General features: G+C 72.2%; 17 protein-coding genes and 1 other RNA gene. 16 read left to right on the top strand and 2 right to left on the bottom strand.

Translation table 11 applies throughout. From position 1 onward, the window contains the following. The first annotated feature begins 62 nt into the window (after positions 1-62). The 5 genes from ACVHNB_RS36145 to dacB all read left to right on the top strand — a co-directional run bounded on the left by ACVHNB_RS36145 (position 63) and on the right by dacB (position 5,073). Positions 63-1,229: a S41 family peptidase gene (locus tag ACVHNB_RS36145; protein WP_456226792.1), complete on the top strand. Its 1,167-nt coding sequence runs from the start codon at positions 63-65 to the stop codon at positions 1,227-1,229. Between the two features lie 19 nt (positions 1,230-1,248). Further along, on the top strand, positions 1,249-1,800 hold the full coding sequence (gene smpB, locus ACVHNB_RS36140; protein ID WP_428954349.1) for an SsrA-binding protein SmpB: 552 nt from the start codon (positions 1,249-1,251) through the stop codon (positions 1,798-1,800). A gap of 117 nt (positions 1,801-1,917) precedes the next feature. Next, positions 1,918-2,305: a transfer-messenger RNA gene (gene ssrA / locus ACVHNB_RS36135) on the top strand. A gap of 104 nt (positions 2,306-2,409) precedes the next feature. After that, the gene (locus tag ACVHNB_RS36130; protein WP_456226791.1) at positions 2,410-3,387 is read left to right on the top strand and encodes an extracellular catalytic domain type 1 short-chain-length polyhydroxyalkanoate depolymerase; all 978 of its coding nucleotides are present in this window, start codon (positions 2,410-2,412) and stop codon (positions 3,385-3,387) included. Positions 3,388-3,453: 66 nt separating this feature from the next. Beyond that, on the top strand, positions 3,454-5,073 hold the full coding sequence (gene dacB, locus ACVHNB_RS36125) for a D-alanyl-D-alanine carboxypeptidase/D-alanyl-D-alanine endopeptidase (protein ID WP_428954351.1): 1,620 nt from the start codon (positions 3,454-3,456) through the stop codon (positions 5,071-5,073). Between the two features lie 10 nt (positions 5,074-5,083). On the opposite strand, the gene ACVHNB_RS36120 is transcribed toward dacB, so the two are convergent. After that, positions 5,084-6,301, bottom strand: coding sequence for an MFS transporter (locus tag ACVHNB_RS36120; protein ID WP_456226790.1), 1,218 nt, complete (start codon positions 6,299-6,301; stop codon positions 5,084-5,086). A gap of 83 nt (positions 6,302-6,384) precedes the next feature. Between ACVHNB_RS36120 and ACVHNB_RS36115 the strand changes: the two genes are divergently transcribed. The 7 genes from ACVHNB_RS36115 (at position 6,385) to ACVHNB_RS36085 (ending at position 15,849) form a co-directional block, all read left to right on the top strand. Next, on the top strand, positions 6,385-7,368 hold the full coding sequence (locus ACVHNB_RS36115; RefSeq protein ID WP_456226789.1) for a LysR family transcriptional regulator: 984 nt from the start codon (positions 6,385-6,387) through the stop codon (positions 7,366-7,368). Positions 7,369-7,583: 215 nt separating this feature from the next. Further along, complete coding sequence (locus tag ACVHNB_RS36110) at positions 7,584-8,309, top strand: hypothetical protein (RefSeq protein ID WP_456226788.1); 726 nt, start codon at positions 7,584-7,586, stop codon at positions 8,307-8,309. Next, the gene (locus ACVHNB_RS36105; protein ID WP_428954356.1) at positions 8,310-10,499 is read left to right on the top strand and encodes a glycosyltransferase; all 2,190 of its coding nucleotides are present in this window, start codon (positions 8,310-8,312) and stop codon (positions 10,497-10,499) included. Continuing rightward, positions 10,496-12,010: an acyltransferase family protein gene (locus tag ACVHNB_RS36100; protein ID WP_456226787.1), complete on the top strand. Its 1,515-nt coding sequence runs from the start codon at positions 10,496-10,498 to the stop codon at positions 12,008-12,010. Before ACVHNB_RS36105 ends, ACVHNB_RS36100 begins: the two co-directional genes overlap by 4 nt. 122 nt (positions 12,011-12,132) lie before the next feature. Next, positions 12,133-13,023 (top strand): hypothetical protein, encoded by an 891-nt coding sequence (locus ACVHNB_RS36095; RefSeq protein WP_456226786.1) that lies wholly within the window; start codon positions 12,133-12,135, stop codon positions 13,021-13,023. Between the two features lie 158 nt (positions 13,024-13,181). Beyond that, entirely contained in the window at positions 13,182-14,543 is a 1,362-nt protein-coding gene (locus ACVHNB_RS36090) for a nitrate/nitrite transporter (RefSeq protein ID WP_428954359.1), read from the top strand. A 139-nt stretch (positions 14,544-14,682) separates the two neighbouring features. Further along, on the top strand, positions 14,683-15,849 hold the full coding sequence (locus tag ACVHNB_RS36085; RefSeq protein ID WP_428954360.1) for a uroporphyrinogen-III synthase: 1,167 nt from the start codon (positions 14,683-14,685) through the stop codon (positions 15,847-15,849). A gap of 97 nt (positions 15,850-15,946) precedes the next feature. Here ACVHNB_RS36085 and ACVHNB_RS36080 read toward each other — a convergent pair whose 3' ends face one another. Further along, complete coding sequence (locus ACVHNB_RS36080) at positions 15,947-16,450, bottom strand: anthrone oxygenase family protein (protein ID WP_428954361.1); 504 nt, start codon at positions 16,448-16,450, stop codon at positions 15,947-15,949. A 93-nt stretch (positions 16,451-16,543) separates the two neighbouring features. On the opposite strand from ACVHNB_RS36080, the gene ACVHNB_RS36075 reads away from it, so the two are divergent. The 4 genes from ACVHNB_RS36075 to ACVHNB_RS36060 all read left to right on the top strand — a co-directional run bounded on the left by ACVHNB_RS36075 (position 16,544) and on the right by ACVHNB_RS36060 (position 19,219). Then, a complete protein-coding gene (locus tag ACVHNB_RS36075) occupies positions 16,544-17,077 on the top strand; it encodes a GNAT family N-acetyltransferase (protein ID WP_428954362.1) in 534 nt (177 codons plus the stop codon). A gap of 53 nt (positions 17,078-17,130) precedes the next feature. After that, positions 17,131-17,721 (top strand): CGNR zinc finger domain-containing protein, encoded by a 591-nt coding sequence (locus ACVHNB_RS36070; RefSeq protein WP_428954363.1) that lies wholly within the window; start codon positions 17,131-17,133, stop codon positions 17,719-17,721. A gap of 113 nt (positions 17,722-17,834) precedes the next feature. Beyond that, positions 17,835-18,410 (top strand): sigma-70 family RNA polymerase sigma factor, encoded by a 576-nt coding sequence (locus ACVHNB_RS36065; protein WP_365573088.1) that lies wholly within the window; start codon positions 17,835-17,837, stop codon positions 18,408-18,410. Beyond that, a complete protein-coding gene (locus tag ACVHNB_RS36060) occupies positions 18,407-19,219 on the top strand; it encodes an anti-sigma factor family protein (RefSeq protein WP_428954364.1) in 813 nt (270 codons plus the stop codon). Before ACVHNB_RS36065 ends, ACVHNB_RS36060 begins: the two co-directional genes overlap by 4 nt. Positions 19,220-19,224: the final 5 nt, after the last annotated feature.

The raw sequence follows: 19,224 nt of genomic DNA, 5'->3' as shown, positions 1-19,224 counted from the left end.
CGCGGGGCGCCGAGCGGGTCAACACCCCGTACGGCGCCCCGCGTTGTCCTAGACTCACCGACATGTCAGGCCCGGAACTGTTCTCCCGGCCCCGCCGCATCGGCCGTGGGGCGACCCTGACATTGGTCTTCGCGAGCATCCTCGCGACCGGCGCCGCGACCGGGTCCTGGCCCGACGAGGCCGACGGGACCGGGGCGGACACCGGCAGCTCGGTGGCCGCTGCCGCGCACGACAAACCGCTCGCCGACCCGACCGAGGCCGCCGCCGAGGCGATGGAGGACGGCAAGTCCCCCACGCAGGCCGCCGAGGAGGCCGTCAGCCGCAGCGGCGACCGCTGGGGCGCGGTCTACTCCCAGGGCGAGTACGAGGAGTTCGAGCAGTCCCTGGACGGCGAGTACACCGGCGTCGGGCTCTGGGCGCGACGGGCCGCCGACGGCGACGTCCAGGTCACCAGGGTCCGCTCCGGATCGCCCGCGCAGCTCGCCGGCATCCGCGAGGGCGACCGCATCGCGGCCGTCGACGGCAGCCCGGTCACCGGCCGCCCCGTCACCGAGGTCCTCGGCCTGCTGCGCGGCGAGCACGCCGGCACGCCCGTACGCGTCGGTCTGCAGCGCGGCACGCGCGCGTGGAGCGAGACGCTGCGCCGCGCCAACCTGTCGACCGACTCCGTCACCGCCACCCGTCTCGGCTCCGGCGCCGCCCTGCTGAAGGTCAGCGCCTTCACCAAGGGCTCCGGCGCGCAGGTCCGCAAGGCGGTGCGCGCGCTGCCCGCGGACGCCGGCCTCGTCCTCGACCTGCGGGGCAACTCGGGCGGCCTGGTCACCGAGGCGGTCAGCGCGGCCTCGGCGTTCCTGGACGGCGGGCTCGTGGCGACGTACGACGTACGCGGAGCGCAGCGCGCCCTGCACGCCGAGCGCGGCGGCGACACCACCAGACCGGTGGTCGTGCTCGTCGACGGCGGGACGATGAGTGCGGCCGAGCTGCTCACCGGAGCCCTGCAGGACCGCGGCCGCGCGGTCGTGGTGGGCACCCGTACCTTCGGCAAGGGCTCGGTCCAGATGCCGAGCCGGCTGCCCGGCGGTTCCGTCGCCGAGCTCACCGTCGGCCACTACCGCACCCCCTCGGGCCGGAGCGTGGACGGCCGGGGCATCACCCCCGACCTGGAGGCCGCCGACGGGGCCCAGGAGCGGGCCGAGACAGTATTGAGTGGCCTCGGGGACCCCTCGTAGTGCGAAAATGGCCAGCACTATGGCCAAGGGAATGTACGTACCGAAGGAGTCCCAGCCCAAGCAGGGCAAGGGGAAGGCGTCCGACCAGAAGGACGGCAAGCGCAAGATCGTCGCGCAGAACAAGAAGGCGCGGCACGACTACCTGATCATGGACACCTACGAGGCCGGCATCGTGCTGTCCGGCACCGAGGTCAAGTCGCTGCGCCAGGGGCGGACCTCCCTGGCCGACGCCTTCGTCCAGATCGACGGGGGCGAGGCGTGGCTGCACAACGCCCACATCCCCGAGTACAGCCAGGGCACCTGGACCAACCACGCCGTGCGCCGCAAGCGCAAGCTGCTCCTGCACCGCGAGGAGATCGACAAGCTGGAGTCGAAGTCCCAGGAGTCGGGTCACACGATCGTGACCCTCGCGATCTACTTCAAGGACGGCCGCGCCAAGGCCGAGATCGCGCTCGCCAAGGGCAAGAAGGAGTACGACAAGCGGCAGACGCTGCGCGAACAGCAGGACCGCAGGGACTCGGACCGTGCCATCGCGGCGGCGAAGCGGCGCCAGCGGGCCCGCGAGCGCTGACCGGCCGCGACGGGCGCCGGGGAATACGCTGGCACCGTCGGGTGTTGGTCACGTACGATGGCACTGCTCCTCACGCAGGGGCACCGGATCGAGAGATCCACTTTGAAAAATCAACATGGGGATGATCGGTTTCGACAGCGGCTGTCGAAGCAGGTGAAGCGTGTCGAGGAAGCGGCAATGATCTCGTTAACCATATGTCGCAACCAATAATCGCCAATTCCAAGAGCGATTCCCAGTCCTTCGCCCTCGCTGCCTAATAACAGCGACTGAAGGACCCTAAAAGGGTGTCAGCCCGGGGGTGTTCCCGACCCGGACCCTGGCATAATCTAGGGAACTAAACCATCGAGCCCGGTCACGGGGTTCGATGGGAAATCAAACAGTGACTGGGCCCGTCGGCGACTTGTTCGCGTGATCACCGGGGCCGAGAAAATCGAAGCGAACTGCACACGGAGAAGCCCTGCTGCTGCACCGTTGGACGCGGGTTCGATTCCCGCCATCTCCACCACCCCATGTAGACCTTGGCCCGGCTGTTCACCACAGTCGGGCCTTTGTCGTTGTGTGGGCCCACTACATGTCTGGGGTCGCGGGACGGTTCTACGGTCCCTGCCCATGACCTCCTCCCACAGCAGAACCAGAGCCGCCACCGTCCTCGTGGCCCTGCTGGCCTTCTTCCTGCCCGCCGTCCCCCATGCCTCTGCCGCCGCGAGCATCCAGGAAGTCACCGGGTTCGGGACCAACCCGGGGGCGCTGAAGATGTTCCGCTACGTTCCCGACGGCCTGCCGAGCGGGCGGCCCGTCGTCGTCGCCCTGCACGGCTGTACGCAGAACGCCGCCGGGTACGGCACCGGCAGCGGCTGGACCGAGCTCGCCGACCGGTGGGGTTTCTCGGTCGTGCTGCCGCAGCAGACCTCCGGCAACAACCTCAACTCCTGCTTCAACTGGTTCCAGAGCGGCGACATCGAGCGCGGCCAGGGCGAGGCCGCTTCGATTGCGCAGATGGTCGACAAGCAGGTCGCCGACGCGGGCGCGGACGCCTCCCGGGTGTACGTCACCGGGCTCAGCGCCGGTGGCGGCATGACGTCCGTGATGATGGCCGCGTACCCGGAGAAGTTCGTCGCCGGCGGTGTCGTCGCCGGGCTGCCCTACGGGTGCGCGCAGGCCGCCGGGTCGCCGTACGTGTGCATGTACGTGGGGGCCACCCAGACCGCGGCGCAGTGGGGCGACCGGGTGCGGGCCGCGCGGCCCGGGTACGCGGGGCCGTGGCCGCGGCTGACCGTGTTCCAGGGCAGCGCCGACTACACCGTGAAGCCCGTCAACATGACCGACCTGATGAAGCAGTGGAGCAATGTGCGGGGCGCCGACCAGACCGCCGATGTGAGCGACACCGTCGGCGGCTATCCGCACCAGGTCTTCCGGGACGCGTCCGGCGCCGCGGCCGTCGAGACGTACAGCATCACGGGGATGGGACACGGGCAGCCCGTCGATCCCGGGAGCGGGGCCGCGCAGTGCGGGACCGCCGGGGCGTACGTCCTCGACGTGAACCTGTGCGCCGCCTACGCCATGGGCCACTCGTGGGGGCTCGGCTGAGACACGGGCACCGGCGGCCGGGGAAGGTCTGTCCCCGGCCGCCGGGATCCGGAATGCTCCTCTTCCATGAGCAGACCTGACGGATTCGCGATCCCACGCGTCAACTCCCGCACGCGGTTCAGGAAATGGGTCTGGCCCGCCGTCCTGGGCGTGGCCGCCGCCACGCTCTCCTGGGGCGCGCCCGCCGGCGCCGACTCCACGCCCGGCGGGCTGCCCGAGGCCATCGACACCATCCTCGGCGACCCGCGCATGGAGGGCGGCGCCGCGAGTGTCGTGGTCGCCGACGCCACGACCGGCGAGACCCTGTACCAGCACAACCCGACCGGGCGGCTCATGCCCGCCTCCAACACCAAACTCGCCACGTCGGCCGCGGCCATGGGACTCCTCGGCCCCGACCACCGCTTCAGCACCGACGTGCTGGCCGGCGGGCGGGTGCGCGGCGGGGTCCTCGACGGGGACCTGTATCTGCGCGGGACCGGTGATCCCACCACGCTCGCCGCCGACTACGACAAGCTCGCCGCCGAGGTCGCCGCCGCCGGTGTGAAGAAGGTCGGCGGGCGGCTCGTCGCCGACGACACCCGGTTCGACGACCAGCGGCAGGGCGACACCTGGGGCGCCGACGACGAGTCCTCGTACTACGCCGCCCAGATCTCCGCCCTGAGCGTCGCCCCCGACACCGACTACGACACCGGCACCGTCATCGTCGAGGTCGCGCCGGGCAAGAAGGCGGGGGACAGGCCCGTCGTCCACGTCACGCCGAAGACGGACTACGTGCACCTCGACGTGCGGGCGCGCACCGGGGCCGCCGGCGGCGAGGACGGCGTCGTCGTCCAGCGGCGGCACGGCACCAACACGATCAGCGTCAGCGGGACCGTGCCGGTGGGCGGGGACACCACCAAGGAGTGGGTCACCGTGTGGGAGCCGACCGGGTACGCGGCGGCCGTCTTCCGCGACGCGCTCGCCGCCCACGGGGTGCGGGTGAGCGGCTCGACCGAGCTGGGCCGGGCCACCCCGGCGGGCGCGAGGACGCTGGCCGCACACGAGTCCATGCCCCTGAAGGACCTGCTCGTCCCCTTCATGAAGCTGTCCAACAACATGCACGCCGAGGCGCTCACCAAGGCCATGGGGTACAAGGCGACCGGACGGCCGGGGAGTTGGGGCGACGGGACCGCCGCCATCGCCTCCTACCTGAAGGGCGCCGGGGTGGACGCCGGGAAGATCCGGCAGGTCGACGGCTCGGGCCTCTCGCGCAAGGACAACTTCGCCGCCCGGCAGCTCGCCGACCTGCTGCTGTCCGTACGGCAGGAGCCCTGGTACGCGGACTGGCGCACGGCGCTGCCGGTGGCCTGCGATCCGGACCGGTTCGTCGGCGGGACGCTGCGGTCGCGGATGTGCGGCACCCCGGCCGCCCTCAACGCCGTCGGAAAGACCGGGTCGTTGACGGGAGCCAGCGCGCTGTCCGGCTACGTGAAGGACGCCGACGGGCGCGAGCTGGTCTACAGCGTCGTCCAGAACAACTACCTCGTCGACTCCGTGAAACCCCTGGAGGACGCGATCGTCGTGACCCTCGCCAAGTCCACCGCCGAGGAGGCCGCGGCCGTCCTGCCGAAGTCCACCCGCTCCCTGCCCGCCGCCGAGCGGGACGGCGACCTGGAGTGCTCGTGGCGCAAGCCCGCCACGTGCTGAGCGCACAGAGCTACCCGGCCCGTCGTACGGAGCCGTAGAGGGACAGCAGCAGTGCCGTCGCCGCCGCCGTGACGGGCACCGTGTACGCCGCGGTGGGGCCCCAGTGCTCCACCGCGGCGCCGCCCGTCGCCGAGCCGCAGGCGATGCCGCCGAGCAGACCGGTCACCGCGAGCGTCATGCCCTCGTTCAACTGTCCTTCCGGGGTGCGCTGCTGGACCAGGGTCATGCCCGTCACCATCGTCGGCGCCGTCGCCATCCCGGCGATCAGGAGCGCCCCGCCGAGGGCGAGGAGCGAGCCGGTGAGAGCGGCCGCCAGCAGCGGCAGCGTCATGAGGACCGCCATCGCCGCGACGCACAGCGGGTGGCGCCGGTCGGCCGGGCCCGCCGGCTTCAGCGCTCCGTAGGCCAGTCCCGCCGCGCACGACCCCGCCGCCTGCAGCGCCAGGATGCCGCCCGCCCACACCTTGTGGCCCCGCGCGTCCGCGAAGGCCACCGTGACGACCTCCAGCGAACCGAAGATCGCGCCGGTGGCGAGGAACGCGATCAGCAGGGGCGGCATGCCACGCGCGCGGAGCGGAGACCTCGTCGCCTCTGTACGCGCGTGGGGCGGCGGTTCCGTGGCGCGCTGTGCGGCGAAGATCAGGACGCCCGTCACCATGAGCACGGCGCTGACCAGCGTGCCCGCCTCGGGGAAGAGGGACCCGCACAAGAAGGCGGCCACCACCGGGCCGAGCATGTAGCAGAGCTCGTCCGCCGCCTGCTCGAAGGAGTTCGCGGTGTGCAGCGCGTCCGCGTCGCCCTTGAGCAGATGCGCCCAGCGGGCCCGGGACATGCCGCCCGTGTTGGGGGTCGCCGCCGACGCCAGGTACGCGGCGAACAGCGTCCAGTCCGGCGCCCCGAAGTGCACGCACAGCAGCAGGGCGAGGGAGCCGCACGCGGAGATCACCGTGGCCGGGACGGCGACGCGCGCCTGCCCGTGGCGGTCGACCAGCCGGGCCGTCCACGGGCCGACGACCGCGTTGGCCACCAGGCCCGTCGCGGTGACGGCGCCTGCGAGCGCGTACGAACCCCGCGCTCCTGAGATCATGATGACCGCGCTGATGCTGAACATCCCTTGCGGGAAGCGGGCTATGAGGTTGCCGAGGGTGAAGGCGCGGGCGCCGGGGATCGTGAAGAGCCGGGTGTAGGTGTTCCTGCGGGGCGGGGCGGCAGTCGTGGTGTCGGCCATGCCAAGAGCGTTGCCGCAGGTCACCTGCGAGGTCCAACACCTACTCGGTACCGATTCACGCGCCTGCGTTGTAAGTTCGCCCGATGTCGATCTCCCCGCGCAACGTCGAGCCGCGCCTGCTGCGGGCCTTCCTCGCCGTCGCCGACGAGCTGCACTTCACCCGTGCCGCCGCCCGCCTCTACGTCGCGCAGCAGGCCCTCAGCCGCGACATCCGGCGCCTGGAGCGGGAGCTGGGCGCCGAACTGTTCGGCCGGACCACGCGGCAGGTCACGCTCACCGCCGAGGGCGCCCGGCTGCTGCCGTACGCGCGGCGTGCGATCGAGGCGCAGGACGAGCTGCTCACCGCGTTCACCCGGCCCGCGCCCGAGGTCCGGCCGCTGCTCGTCGACGTCAACAGCCCCGGCCTCGTCAACGAACGCGTCCTCGCGCGGGCCCGCGAACTCGCCCCCGGCTGCGAACTGATGGCCCGCTACGAGAGCGGCCTGACCGGCGCCGCCGCCGAACTCCTCGCGGGACGGATCGACGTCTCCTTCGGCCGCTTCGCGGGGCTCGACCCGGCCGTGCGCGAGCGCCTCGCCCAACAGCCCATGCGGTACGAGCCGATGGCGGTCGTGCTCCCCGAGGACCATCCGCTGGCCGCCCTCGACACCGTGCCGCTGGACCGGCTCGCGGGGGAGACGGTCTACGCGGGAGCCGGCAATCCGCGCACGCCCGAATGGACCGATCTGGCCCGGCAGCTGTTCGCCGGGCGCGGTATCGGGATCGCGCCGCCCGCGCCGCTCGCCGTCGGCGAGGAGGAGTTCCGGCGGATCATGGCCAAGTACCGGAATCCGGTCCTCACCGGGGTCGACTTTCCGGCAATGCCGGGCGCGGTGCTCCGGCCGCTCGTCGATCCCGTACCGCTGTCGCCCGTGTCGCTGGTGTGGCGAAAGGGGCGACAGCACCCCGGAATCGATGCGCTGAGGGCCGCGGCGGCCGCGCTCGCCGAGGAGAACGGCTGGCTTCGCCGCCCGGAGAACGGGTGGATACCGGCCATGGATGCACTCATCATGATGAGCCGGAGATGACACCGGGACACGGCTGTCACATGTGTGCGCTACATTCGTGGTCCGGGTGCCATGTGATAAGGGGGGCGCTCGGATCGGGTGGGGGCCCGGTCCGAACCGACAAGTGCCCGGTGAGTCGCGTGCGCACCCGTTGATCATGTCCTTGGGGGGATGTGCGTACGGTGGAGAGCTGGCGAGAGGATGCCCTGCCCGGGCATACCCATGATCCGAACGAGGTGACGGTCCAACTCGACGGCGCGGGCCGCCAGTTGGGTGCACGGCTCGGCATGGACGGGCAGCCGGGAGCGCCGACGGCGCCGCCGGGTGACGGCAAAGAGGTCCCCGTCTTCGTCGACGACTCGGGGCGGCGCAGCCGTACGTTCAGACGCGTCGGCGTCATGATGGGCATCGCCTGCGCGGTGTACGCCGTCGTCATCGTGGTCACGCTGCTGTCGGGCAATTCGAGCGCGCCCTGGCTGCCCATGCCCGACGACAAGGGGCCCGCGGGCCAGGTCGACACCAAGCCGGTGCTGCCCGCCGAATCCGCGGCACCGTCCGCGTCGCCCGGCGGCACCCCGGACCCGAGTGCCTCCGGCACCGCGTCCGGGGCCGAAGCCACCCCGGGCGGCAGCGAAGCGCCGTCCACGGGCACCAGCCCGGACGACGACCGGCCCGGCGCCGGCACCGAGTCGCCCGGCAAGCCCGCCGACGACAGGACGACGCCGCCCGCCAAGCCCTCCGAGCCGGGGAAGAACACCACGCCGCCGGCCGACCCGTCGACGCCGCCGGCCGACCCGTCCACCCCGCCCGTCGAGCCGTCCGACCCGGCCACCGAACCCGTGGGCGGCGGCGCCGAAGCCGGCACCGTCGCCGTCGGCGCCCTGAGCGCGCTCATCGCGCAGAGCCTCGGCGCCGAGCCGACGGCACCGTTCGTCGCGTCCCTGGAAAGCAGCGTCCTCTAAATGTCCGACCGCTCACGTCCCCGGCGGGCCCGTGCCCGAAAGCGCCGCCTTCCGCTGCGCTACCTGCTGCCCTCGCTGCTCCTCGTGGCGATGATCGCGATGCTCATGCTGCGCGGCTATGTGCACAGCGAGATCATGGCCGACCACCGCATCCAGCCCGAGGCCGCCACCGACCGCGTCCCCGAGAAGATCCTCGACGGCGGACCCGTCATCGACACCCGGGGCGGCCAGGAGAGCAGCCGCTCCATCGACCCGCACAAGCTGGTCCTCACCTTCGACGACGGGCCCGACCCGGAGTGGACCCCGAAGGTCCTCGACGTCCTCAAGAAGCACCACGCGCACGCCGTCTTCTTCGTCACCGGCACCATGGCCTCGCGCTACCCGGACCTGGTGCACCGCATGGTGGACGAGGGCCACGAGGTCGGCCTGCACACCTTCAACCACCCCGACCTCTCCTACCAGTCGAAGAAGCGCATCGACTGGGAGCTGTCGCAGAACCAGCTGGCGCTGGAGGGCGCGGCGGGCGTGCGCACCTCCCTGTTCCGGCCGCCCTACTCCTCGTTCGCCGACGCCATGGACGACAAGTCGTGGCCGGTGACCCAGTACATCGGCTCGCGCGGCTACATCACCGTCGTCAACAACACGGACAGCGAGGACTGGAAGCGCCCCGGCGTCGACGAGATCATCCGCCGTGCCACGCCGCACGGCGGCAAGGGCGCCATCGTCCTGATGCACGACTCCGGCGGCAACCGCGCGCAGACCGTCGCCGCCCTCGACCGCTTCCTGCCGGACCTCCAGGGCGAGGGCTACAGGTTCCAGAACCTCACCGAGGCCCTCGGCATGCCGAGCGCGCACACGCCCGTGACCGGCGTCGAGCTGTGGAAGGGCCGGGCGTGGATCTACGCGGTCCAGGCCTCGGAGCACATCACGGACGTCCTGGTCGCCGGGCTCGCCGTCATCGGCGTCCTCGTCATGGGCCGCTTCGGCCTCATGCTGATCCTGTCCGCGGCGCACGCCCGGCGGGTCCGCCGCCGCGGCTTCGCCTGGGGCCCGCCGGTCACCGAACCGGTCTCGGTGCTCGTACCGGCGTACAACGAAGCCAAGTGCATCGAGAACACCGTCCGTTCGCTGATGGCGAGCGAGCACCCCGTCGAGGTCATCGTCATCGACGACGGCTCCACCGACGGCACCGCCCGCATCGTGGAGAACCTGCGGCTGCCCAACGTCCGGGTGGTGCGCCAGCACAACGCGGGCAAGCCGGCCGCGCTCAACAGGGGCCTGGCGAACGCCCGGTTCGACCTCGTCGTGATGATGGACGGCGACACCGTCTTCGAGCCGGCTACCGTGCGCGAACTGGTCCAGCCGTTCGGCGACCCGCGCGTGGGCGCCGTCGCGGGCAACGCGAAGGTGGGCAACCGGGACTCCCTCATCGGGGCCTGGCAGCACATCGAGTACGTGATGGGCTTCAACCTCGACCGCCGCATGTACGACATCCTGCGCTGCATGCCGACGATCCCCGGCGCCGTGGGAGCCTTCCGCCGGTCGGCGCTCGAACCCATCGGCGGCATGAGCGACGACACGCTCGCCGAGGACACCGACGTCACCATGGCGCTGCACCGCGACGGCTGGCGCGTGGTCTACGCGGAGAAGGCCCGCGCCTGGACCGAGGCCCCCGAGTCCGTGCAGCAGCTCTGGTCGCAGCGCTACCGCTGGTCGTACGGGACCATGCAGGCCATCTGGAAGCACCGCCGCGCACTGATCGAGCGCGGCCCGTCCGGCCGTTTCGGCCGCGTCGGCCTGCCCCTGGTCTCCCTGTTCATGGTCCTGGCCCCGCTCCTCGCCCCCCTGATCGACGTCTTCCTGCTGTACGGGGTGGTGTTCGGTCCCACCGAGAAGACGGTCGTGGCCTGGCTCGGTGTGCTCGCCGTCCAGGCGGTCTGCGCGGCGTACGCCTTCCGGCTCGACAAGGAACGCATGACGCACCTCATATCCCTCCCGCTCCAGCAGCTCCTCTACCGGCAGTTGATGTACGTCGTGCTGCTCCAGTCCTGGATCACCGCGCTCACCGGCGGCCGGCTGCGCTGGCAGAAGCTGCGCCGCACGGGCGCCGTGGGCTCCGCCCCGGCCGGCGCTCTACCGCGGCAGCGGTCCGCCTCGGTGCCCGGTGACGACAGGAGGCCGGTGGGATGACGCACCCTCCGTACGAGGACGGCTCCGGGGTCACCGGGCAGGCCGGGCAGAGCGGTTGGTCCGAAGGGACCGGGCAGTCGGTCCCCGGGGCATCCCGCCGCGAGTCGGAGTGGCGGCGCGAGGCGGAGACGGCGGAGCCCGCCGCGGCGCTGACGGAGTGGCCCTCGGCGGCGGCGGGCGGGCCCCGCACGTCGTCCTGGCCGCAGCCCGAGCCCGTCGCCCCCCGCGTCGCCGAGGCACCCCCGCAGGCGTACGCCACGCGACCGCTGCCGCACCCGCCGCGCCGGTCGGCCGTGGCCACCGACCGGGCTCCGGCCCAGAAACAGACCCAGGCCCAGCCTCAGACCCAGGCCCCGGCTCCGGCCGCGCCCAAGAAGCCCGGCCGGGACCGGTACCTCGACCTCCTGCGCTCCATCGCGCTCGTCCGCGTCGTCATCTACCACCTCTTCGGGTGGGCGTGGCTGAGCGTGGTGTTCCCGTCCATGGGCGTGATGTTCGCGCTCGCCGGGTCGCTGATGGCGCGTTCCCTCAGCCGCCCCGCGCTCGGCGTGATCCGCGGGCGCGTCCGGCGTCTGCTGCCGCCGATGTGGGCGTTCAGCGCGGCCGTGCTCGCCCTGCTGTTCCTGGGCGGCTGGAACCCGGGCAAGGACCCGGACAACGGCGGGACCTGGGGCTGGGTCAGCCTCTTCAACTACCTCGTGCCGATCGGCGCGCCCAGCTTCCCGTGGCACCTCGGCGAGAAGGCGGGCCTGCTGGAGGACACCTGGCCGGCCCAGGCCGCGGGTCCGCTCTGGTACCTGCGGGCGTACCTGTGGTTCGTGATCGCCTCGCCGCTGCTGCTGTGGGCGTTCCGCAAGGTGCCGTGGGCGACGCTGCTCGCCCCGCTCGGCCTCACCGCGATCGTCGGCACCGGCCTCGTCACCATCCCGGGCGAGACGGGCAACGCGGTGACGGACTTCGCCGTCTACGGCAGCTGCTGGGTGCTCGGCTTCGCGCACCACGAGGGCCTGCTCGCCAAGGTCCCGCGGTATCTCGCGGTGTCGTGCGCCGCGCTCGTCATGGCGTTCGGCCTGTGGTGGGCCTCGGGCCATCTGGGGCCCGACGGCTGGGACCTGAACGACATCCCGATGGCCCAGGCCACCTGGTCCTTCGGGTTCGTCGTCATCCTGCTCCAGTACTCGCCGTCCTGGCAGCAGCTGCCCGGCGCGCTCGCCAAGTGGGACAAGCTCATCACGCTGTCCAACAACCGTGCCGTGACGATCTATCTCTGGCACAACATGCTGATCATGGCCACGGTGCCGCTCATCGACCTCGCGTACGACCTGCCGTTCATGGAGGACGCGCGCTGGAGCGGCGCGCTCGACACGACGTACATGATCTGGATGTTCGTTCTCGTGTGGCCACTGATCGCACTCGCGATCGTGAGCGTGGGCTGGATCGAGGACCTGGCCGCCAAGCGCTCGCCCCGGCTGTGGCCGGACGGCGCGCGGAAGAAGCGGAAGCGGCACTGATCCCGGGTTCCGGGGCCGCCGGGCGGGGTTGTGCCCGCAGGCCCCCTCCGGGTTGACTTGTGCGAACTGTGCGGCGTGGGCCGCATGGTTCGTACGGGGAACCACGGGGGACGGGGACAGCCATGACGCAGCCGCCGCAGGACGGTCAGGGGTACGGCTACGGGGGCCCGCCGCCCCAGCAGCCGCCGCCCGGACAGCCCCCGGCCGGGCCCTACGGAGGGCAGGGTCCCTACGGCGCCCCGCCGCAGCCCCCGGGACCGTACGGCACCGACAACCCGTACGCGGGCGCGCCCACCGCGCCGCAGCCCGGCTACGGACAGCCCGCGCAGCCCGGTTACGGTCAGCAGCCCTCGCCGCAGCAGTCGCCGTACGGTCAGTTCCCGCCGCCCCAGGGCCCGTTCCCGCCCCCGCCGCCGAACCAGGGCGGCGGCAAGCAGCGGGCCGTGCTGATCGCCGTCGCGGTCGTGGTCGTCGCCGCGCTCGCCGGTGGCGGCATCCTGCTGGCCACCAGCGGGGACGACGGCGGCGACGACAAGCCGGTCGCCGCGCGGAGCAGCGTCGTCGCGACGGGAAGCGCGGGCCAGGCCCCGAGCGAGACGGACCAACCGAGCCCCGAGGGGCCCGAGTCCGACGCCCCGTACAGCGACGAGCCGACCGACGACCCGTACGCCGACGACGAGCCCAGCGAGCGCCCGGCGGGCGACACCGGGTACCAGGGGCAGTGGCAGAACGAGAAGGCGCAGACCCTCACCGTCGGCGCCAAGATCGCCTCGGGCAACGCCAAGGGCAAGTACAGCGTCTCCTACATCGACGCGGGCGGTAAGGGCATCTGCAGCGGCATCGGCCAGCCCCAGAGCGGGAACGGCTTCCGGATCGCGGTGTCGTGCGTGGGCCAGGACACCGGCGACGAGGTCTTCGCCGCGAATCTCACCCAGGCCTCCGACGTGGTCACGCTGAAGTGGGACAAGGGCGGTTCGGTGCAGCTGCCGTGGTCCGGTCCCGGCTCGACCTGATCCGGCTGCCCGGTCAACCTCCGCCCTGAGCCTCACCACTCGCCCGGCGGCCAGGTGAGAGCAACGTTCCCCCACGGTCACTCCACGGCACAGTCCGGAAATCCGGCCTCCCTACCTTCGGTCGCATCAGGCACGAACCGCGACCCTGGAGGCGTGAGATGGCAGGCCGGAGCCGGACCCGTGAGTGGGTCGAGCGGTGGGACCCCGAGGACGAGGCGTTCTGGGCAGAGACGGGCGCCGAGGTGGCCCGGCGCAACCTCGTCTTCTCCATCCTTTCCGAACACATCGGGTTCTCCATCTGGACCCTGTGGTCGGTCATGGTCCTGTTCATGGGGCCCGAGTACGGCATCGACCCGGCGGGGAAGTTCTTCCTCGTGTCCATGGCCACGCTCGTCGGCGCCTTCGCGCGCGTGCCCTACACCTTCGCCGTCGCGCTGTTCGGCGGCCGCAACTGGACGGTCATCGCGGCGACCACGCTGCTGCTGCCGACGGTCGTCGCGTTCGTGGTGATGGAGCCGGGGACCTCGTACAGCACGTTCATGCTGTGCGCGGCGCTCACCGGCGTCGGCGGCGGCAACTTCGCCTCCTCCATGACGAACATCAACTCCTTCTTCCCGATGCGGAAGAAGGGCTGGGCGCTCGGCCTGAACGCGGGCGGCGGCAACATCGGCGTCCCCGTCATCCAGCTCATCGCGCTCGCCGTCATCGGCGCGAACGGCGGCCCGCGTGTCCTGCTCGGCATCTACATCCCGCTGATCGTCGTCTCGGCGGTCTGCGCGGCCCTGTTCATGGACAACCTGGCGACGGTGAAGAACGACACCGGCGCCGCCAAGGAGGCCGTCAAGGACGCCCACACCTGGATCATGGCGTTCCTCTACATCGGCACGTTCGGCTCGTTCATCGGCTACTCGTTCGCGTTCGGCCTGGTCCTGCAGACGCAGTTCGGCCGGACGCCCCTGCAGGCGGCGTCGATCACCTTCATCGGCCCGCTGCTCGGCTCGCTCATCAGGCCGGTCGGCGGCCGGCTCGCGGACCGGTTCGGCGGGGCGCGCATCACGCTGTGGAACTTCGTGGCGATGGCCGCGGCGACCGCCGTGGTGACCCTGGCGTCGGTGGAGAAGTCGCTGACCCTCTTCACGGTCGCGTTCATCGCGCTGTTCGTGCTGACCGGGCTCGGCAACGGGTCCACGTACAAGATGATCCCGGGCATCTTCCAGGCCAAGGCGCTCGGCATGGGCCTCACCGGCGAGGAGGCCGCCGCGTACGGACGCCGCCTCTCGGGCGCCTCCATGGGGCTGATCGGCGCGGTCGGAGCGCTCGGCGGGCTCGGCATCAACCTCGCGTTCCGCCAGTCCTTCCAGACGGCCGGCACCGGCACCGGGGCCTTCGTGTCCTTCCTCGTCTTCTACGCGGTGTGCTTCGCCGTGACGTGGGCCGTATACCTTCGCCGCTCGGCCGCGCGTTCGGCGACCGTACCCAGCGCCGAAGCAAAGCCGCAGCTCAGCTACGCCGAGGTGTGAGGAACGCGCACGTAACACGCACGCAATCACGTTGATCCGGGCCTGTCACGGTGTGTTGACAGGCTCGGACGACTGCGTGCGTGGGGACGCGACAGCGCAGCAGTGCACGGGACGACCGTCGAGCGGGACGAGAACCAGCATGTACGAGCAACAGCAGGCCTCCGGGTCCGCGCAGCCGCACGGCCCGCTGGCGGGCTTCACCGTGGGGGTGACCGCGGCACGCCGGGCCGACGAACTCGGCGCGCTGCTCCAGCGCCGCGGCGCCACGGTGCTGCACGCCCCCGCGCTGCGGATCGTGCCGCTCGCCGACGACAGCGAACTCCTGGCCGCGACGAAGGAGTTGCTCGACCACGGCCCGGACGTGGTGGTGGCGACGACCGCCATCGGCTTCCGCGGCTGGGTCGAGGCCGCCGACGGCTGGGGCCTGGGGGAGGATCTGCTCGCCCGGCTCAGAGGGGTGGAGCTCCTCGCGCGCGGCCCGAAGGTCAAGGGCGCGATCCGCGCCGCCGGGCTGACGGAGGAGTGGTCGCCGTCGTCGGAGTCGATGGCGGAGGTGCTGGAGCGGCTGCTCGCCGAGGGGGTCCAGGGGCGGCGGATCGCCGTCCAGCTGCACGGGGAGCCGCTGCCCGGATTCGTGGAGGCGCTGCGCGAGGCCGGGGCCGAGGTGGTCGGCGTGCCGGTGTACCGGTGGATGCCGCCCGAGGACATAGGGCCGGTGGACCGCCTCCTCGACGCGACGGTGGCGCGGGGCGTGGACGCGCTGACGTTCACCTCGGCCCCGGCGGCGGCGTCACTGCTGACCCGTGCGGAGGAGCGCGGCCTGCTGCCCGAGCTGCTGGCCGCCCTGCACCACGACGTGCTCCCGGCGTGCGTGGGCCCGGTGACGGCGCTGCCGCTGCAGGCGCGCGGCGTGGACACGGTGCAGCCGGAGCGCTTCCGGCTCGGCCCGCTGGTCCAGCTGCTGTGCCACGAACTGCCCTCCCGCGCCCGGACGTTGCCGATCGCCGGCCACCGGGTGGAGATCCGCGGGCACGCGGTCCTGGTCGACGGGGCGCTGCGGCCGGTGCCGCCGGCCGGTATGGCGCTGCTGCGGTCGCTGTCGCGGCGGCCCGGCTGGGTGGTGGCCCGCGCGGACCTGCTGCGCGCGCTGCCCGGCGCGGGCCGCGACGAGCACGCGGTGGAGACGGCGATGGCCCGGCTCAGGTCGGCCCTCGGGGCGCCGAAGCTGATCCAGACGGTGGTGAAGCGGGGGTACCGGCTGGCGCTGGACCCGACGGCGGCCGACGCGAAGTACGCGGACGCCTGAGCGGGGCGGGGGAGCGGCCCGGGGCCGAACCCCGGCGAGGGCCCGCACCGGCCCGTACCCCGCCCCGGCCACGACTCCCGCCTCCGCACCCGCCCTCTCACGCCCCCGCCCGTCCCCACCGCACCGACCCCCGCACCAGACACCCCATGGCCACCGTGCACAGCACCGCCCGCACCACGTTCCACGCCACCCACGGGCCCTCGAAGGCGTCCCGTACGCGGGCCGGGTCGGCGATCCGGGCGGGGGCGCCGGCCGCGGCCAGCGCGTCGTTCAGGGGGACGTTCACCGCAGAGGTGAGCACGAACGCCGCCGCGTAGACGGCCAGCGCCGCCACCGCCCAGCCCCGCGGGCCCGGCCGGCGCCGCACCCGCCAGGCCGCGAGGGCGGTCAGCAGCAGCGCCCCGAAGAAGCTCAGGAAGAACACGGGGTTCTGGATGACGTCGTTGATGTTCCGCATCACCTCGATGTACGTACGGTCGTCGCTGCGGGCCAGCGCGGGCATCACGGCGCACGAGAAGACGTAGAAGGCCCCGGCGATCAGGCCCATGGCGACCGTGGCCGCACCCAGCACGCATCCGGTGAAACGCTCGGCGGTTGTCATGGGATCCAGTGAAGTCGCGGCCCCGCCGCCCCGACATCGCCGATCCGCGCAGCTCCATAAGCGAGCGTCCACGCCCGCGCGTACCGTACGGACATGATGATCACCGACGACATCGCACTGCGCCGCGCCGTCCCGGACGACGCCGAGGCCCTCGCCGAGGCGTGCATACGCAACCGGGACCACCTGCGGCCCACCGAGCCGTACCGCGACGACGCCTTCTACACCGCGCAGGGGCAGTTGCCCCGGCTCAGCGAACGGGACGGCGTGACCTGGCTGCTGTTCGACGGCGACCGGGTGGTGGGCCGCATCGCGCTCGCCGAGATCGTGCTCGGCCCGCTGTGCGCCGCGCGCCTCGGCTACTGGGTGGACGCCGAGTACACCGGCCGCGGCCTGGTCACGGCGGCCGTCGAGGAGGTCTGCCGCACCGCCCGCGACGAACTCGGCCTGCACCGCATCGAGGCGGGCACCCTCACCGACAACACCGCCTCGCAGCGGGTCCTCGCCAAGAGCGGCTTCGAGCGGTACGGGCTGGCCCCCAAGCTCCTCTACATCGCGGGCGAGTGGCGCGACCACATCCTGTTCCAGCGGCTGCTGCACGACGACCCGCCCCCGCACGTCCCCAAGTAGCCCCGCGTTACCGGGGGTTCCTCAGGGGCGCCGGGGCGGGCACTGTAGAGGACATGGCAGCAGTACCCACAGGGCCCTTCCCCCACGAGCTGCGGTTCGACTCCGGACGCCTCTGCCTGGACCTGGTCGCCACCGCACACCCCGATGAACGCCTCGTCTCCCCCGACCGGTTGCGCGCCTGGTGCGTCGGCGCCGGCCTCGTCCCCGACTCCGCCGCACTGCCCGCCTGCGCCCCCGCCTGGCTCGCGGCCTTCCTCGAACTACGAGGCCACATAGCCCAGTTGGTGCGCGGCGAGCTCGCCGGGCGGCCGGCGCCCGGCGCCCTCGAGCGGGTCAATCTGCTGGCCCGCGCCGCCCCGCCCGCACCGCGCGCCGTGCGCACCGCCGACGGCACGCTCGTCCGCGCCCTGCACGACCAGCCCGGCTGCCCGGCGCTGCTCGCGGCCGTCGCCCGGGACGTCGTCGACCTGCTCACCGACCCCGCCGCGCGCGGCTGTCTGCGGCAGTGCGAGGGCGACAACTGCCCGATCATCTATCTCGACACGTCCCGCGGACGCAGGCGCCGCTGGTGCTCCAGCGAGGTGTGCGGCAACCGCGAGCGGGTGGCCAGGCACCGTCGCAGAGCGGCGCTCGCCAGGGCGTGAGCGCCGATTTCGAACTCCCTTTGAACAGCGGTGCGTTCGACTACGTATCCCTCCCGTGAGCCCAGCCGAAAAGAGACGGCCGGATCGTCGAACTGGGGACACCGGAGGTAGGCGTGCGCAAGGATTCCGCCGTGGCCGATGAACGCCCTCCCCGGGCCCGACATCGCGCGTCCCGGCCCCCGGAGCCGGACGAGGAGCTCATGCGCGCGCTCTACGCCGAGCACGCGCGACCGCTTCTCGCCTACGTGCTCCGCCTGGTGGCGGGGGACCGGCAGCGCGCGGAGGATGTCGTGCAGGAGACGCTCATCCGTGCCTGGAAGAACGCCGGTCAGCTCAACCGTGCGACCGGCTCGGTACGCCCCTGGCTGGTGACGGTCGCCCGACGCATCGTCATCGACGGCCACCGCAGCCGGCAGGCCCGGCCACAGGAGGTCGACGCGTCGCCGCTGGAGGTCATCCCCGCGGAGGACGAGATCGACAAGGCGCTCTGGCTGATGACCCTCTCCGATGCCCTGGAGGACCTGACCCCCGCGCACCGGGAAGTGCTCGTCGAGACGTACTTCAAAGGGCGTACGGTCAATGAGGCGGCCGAGACGCTCGGCATCCCCAGCGGAACGGTGCGCTCCCGCGTCTTCTACGCGCTGCGCTCCATGAAGCTGGCGCTGGAGGAGCGGGGGGTGACGGCATGACGACGCCGCACGGATCGTACGGGCCCTACGGCCACGAGCCGGCGGGCGACGTGCACGAGACGGTCGGCGCCTATGCGCTCGGGATCCTCGACGACGCCGAGGCGAGCGCGTTCGAGGCCCATCTGGCGCGGTGCGAGCAGTGCGCGGCGCAGCTGGAGGACTTCGCGGGGATGGAGCCGATGCTCGCCGCCCTCGCCGATCTGCCCGCCGGGCGCGACCGGCCCACCGTGCGGCACATCGGGGAGTCTCTCGCGGCCGCGCCGAGCCGCCGGCTCGCGGAGTCCCTGGTCGACGAGGTCGCCCGCAGGCGCGTGCAGAAACGTCGGCGCGGCCTCTACCTGGTGGCGGCCGCCGCGGCCCTGATCATCGGCGGGCCCCTCACGGTCATGGCGGTCACCGACGACGGCGGCGGCACCGGGACCGTCGCGGAGCCGCACCCCACGAGCCCCGCCGAGGACGCCTTCTTCCACCACATGGACGAGAAGGTGGAGGCCACCGACACGACGACGGACGTCACCGCGACCATCGGCATGGAGAAGAAGGCCTGGGGCACCCACACGGTCCTGGAACTGAAGAACGTCAAGGGCCCGCTGAAATGCTCACTCGTCGCGGTCGGCAAGAACGGCGAGCGCGAGACGGTCACCACGTGGGCCGTCCCGAAGTGGGGTTACGGCATCAAGGACAGCACGCACGAGAGCGCCAAATACCCGCTGTACGTGCACGGGGGCGCGGCCTTCGACCGGAACCAGATCGACCACTTCGAGGTCGAGACGCTCGACGGGAAACGGCTCGTCGAGGTGAACGCATGAGCCTT

The sequence above is a fragment of the Streptomyces sp. YJ-C3 genome (assembly GCF_053891275.1).
The sequence above is the reverse complement of the archived record's forward strand: the minus strand, read 5'-3'. Positions and strand labels throughout refer to the sequence as shown.

What these genes read in the sequence shown, in the direction of transcription:
- ACVHNB_RS36090 (WP_428954359.1), top strand. Translation starts at nt 13,182, where the DNA reads ATGGCAGGCCGGAGCCGGACCCGTGAGTGGGTCGAGCGGTGGGACCCC.
- ACVHNB_RS36120 (WP_456226790.1), bottom strand. Translation starts at nt 6,301, where the DNA reads ATGGCCGACACCACGACTGCCGCCCCGCCCCGCAGGAACACCTACACC.
- ACVHNB_RS36145 (WP_456226792.1), top strand. Translation starts at nt 63, where the DNA reads ATGTCAGGCCCGGAACTGTTCTCCCGGCCCCGCCGCATCGGCCGTGGG.
- ACVHNB_RS36130 (WP_456226791.1), top strand. Translation starts at nt 2,410, where the DNA reads ATGACCTCCTCCCACAGCAGAACCAGAGCCGCCACCGTCCTCGTGGCC.
- ACVHNB_RS36115 (WP_456226789.1), top strand. Translation starts at nt 6,385, where the DNA reads ATGTCGATCTCCCCGCGCAACGTCGAGCCGCGCCTGCTGCGGGCCTTC.
- ACVHNB_RS36070 (WP_428954363.1), top strand. Translation starts at nt 17,131, where the DNA reads ATGGCAGCAGTACCCACAGGGCCCTTCCCCCACGAGCTGCGGTTCGAC.
- dacB (WP_428954351.1), top strand. Translation starts at nt 3,454, where the DNA reads ATGAGCAGACCTGACGGATTCGCGATCCCACGCGTCAACTCCCGCACG.
- ACVHNB_RS36095 (WP_456226786.1), top strand. Translation starts at nt 12,133, where the DNA reads ATGACGCAGCCGCCGCAGGACGGTCAGGGGTACGGCTACGGGGGCCCG.
- smpB (WP_428954349.1), top strand. Translation starts at nt 1,249, where the DNA reads ATGGCCAAGGGAATGTACGTACCGAAGGAGTCCCAGCCCAAGCAGGGC.
- ACVHNB_RS36060 (WP_428954364.1), top strand. Translation starts at nt 18,407, where the DNA reads ATGACGACGCCGCACGGATCGTACGGGCCCTACGGCCACGAGCCGGCG.
- ACVHNB_RS36075 (WP_428954362.1), top strand. Translation starts at nt 16,544, where the DNA reads ATGATGATCACCGACGACATCGCACTGCGCCGCGCCGTCCCGGACGAC.
- ACVHNB_RS36100 (WP_456226787.1), top strand. Translation starts at nt 10,496, where the DNA reads ATGACGCACCCTCCGTACGAGGACGGCTCCGGGGTCACCGGGCAGGCC.
- ACVHNB_RS36080 (WP_428954361.1), bottom strand. Translation starts at nt 16,450, where the DNA reads ATGACAACCGCCGAGCGTTTCACCGGATGCGTGCTGGGTGCGGCCACG.
- ACVHNB_RS36105 (WP_428954356.1), top strand. Translation starts at nt 8,310, where the DNA reads ATGTCCGACCGCTCACGTCCCCGGCGGGCCCGTGCCCGAAAGCGCCGC.
- ACVHNB_RS36085 (WP_428954360.1), top strand. Translation starts at nt 14,683, where the DNA reads ATGTACGAGCAACAGCAGGCCTCCGGGTCCGCGCAGCCGCACGGCCCG.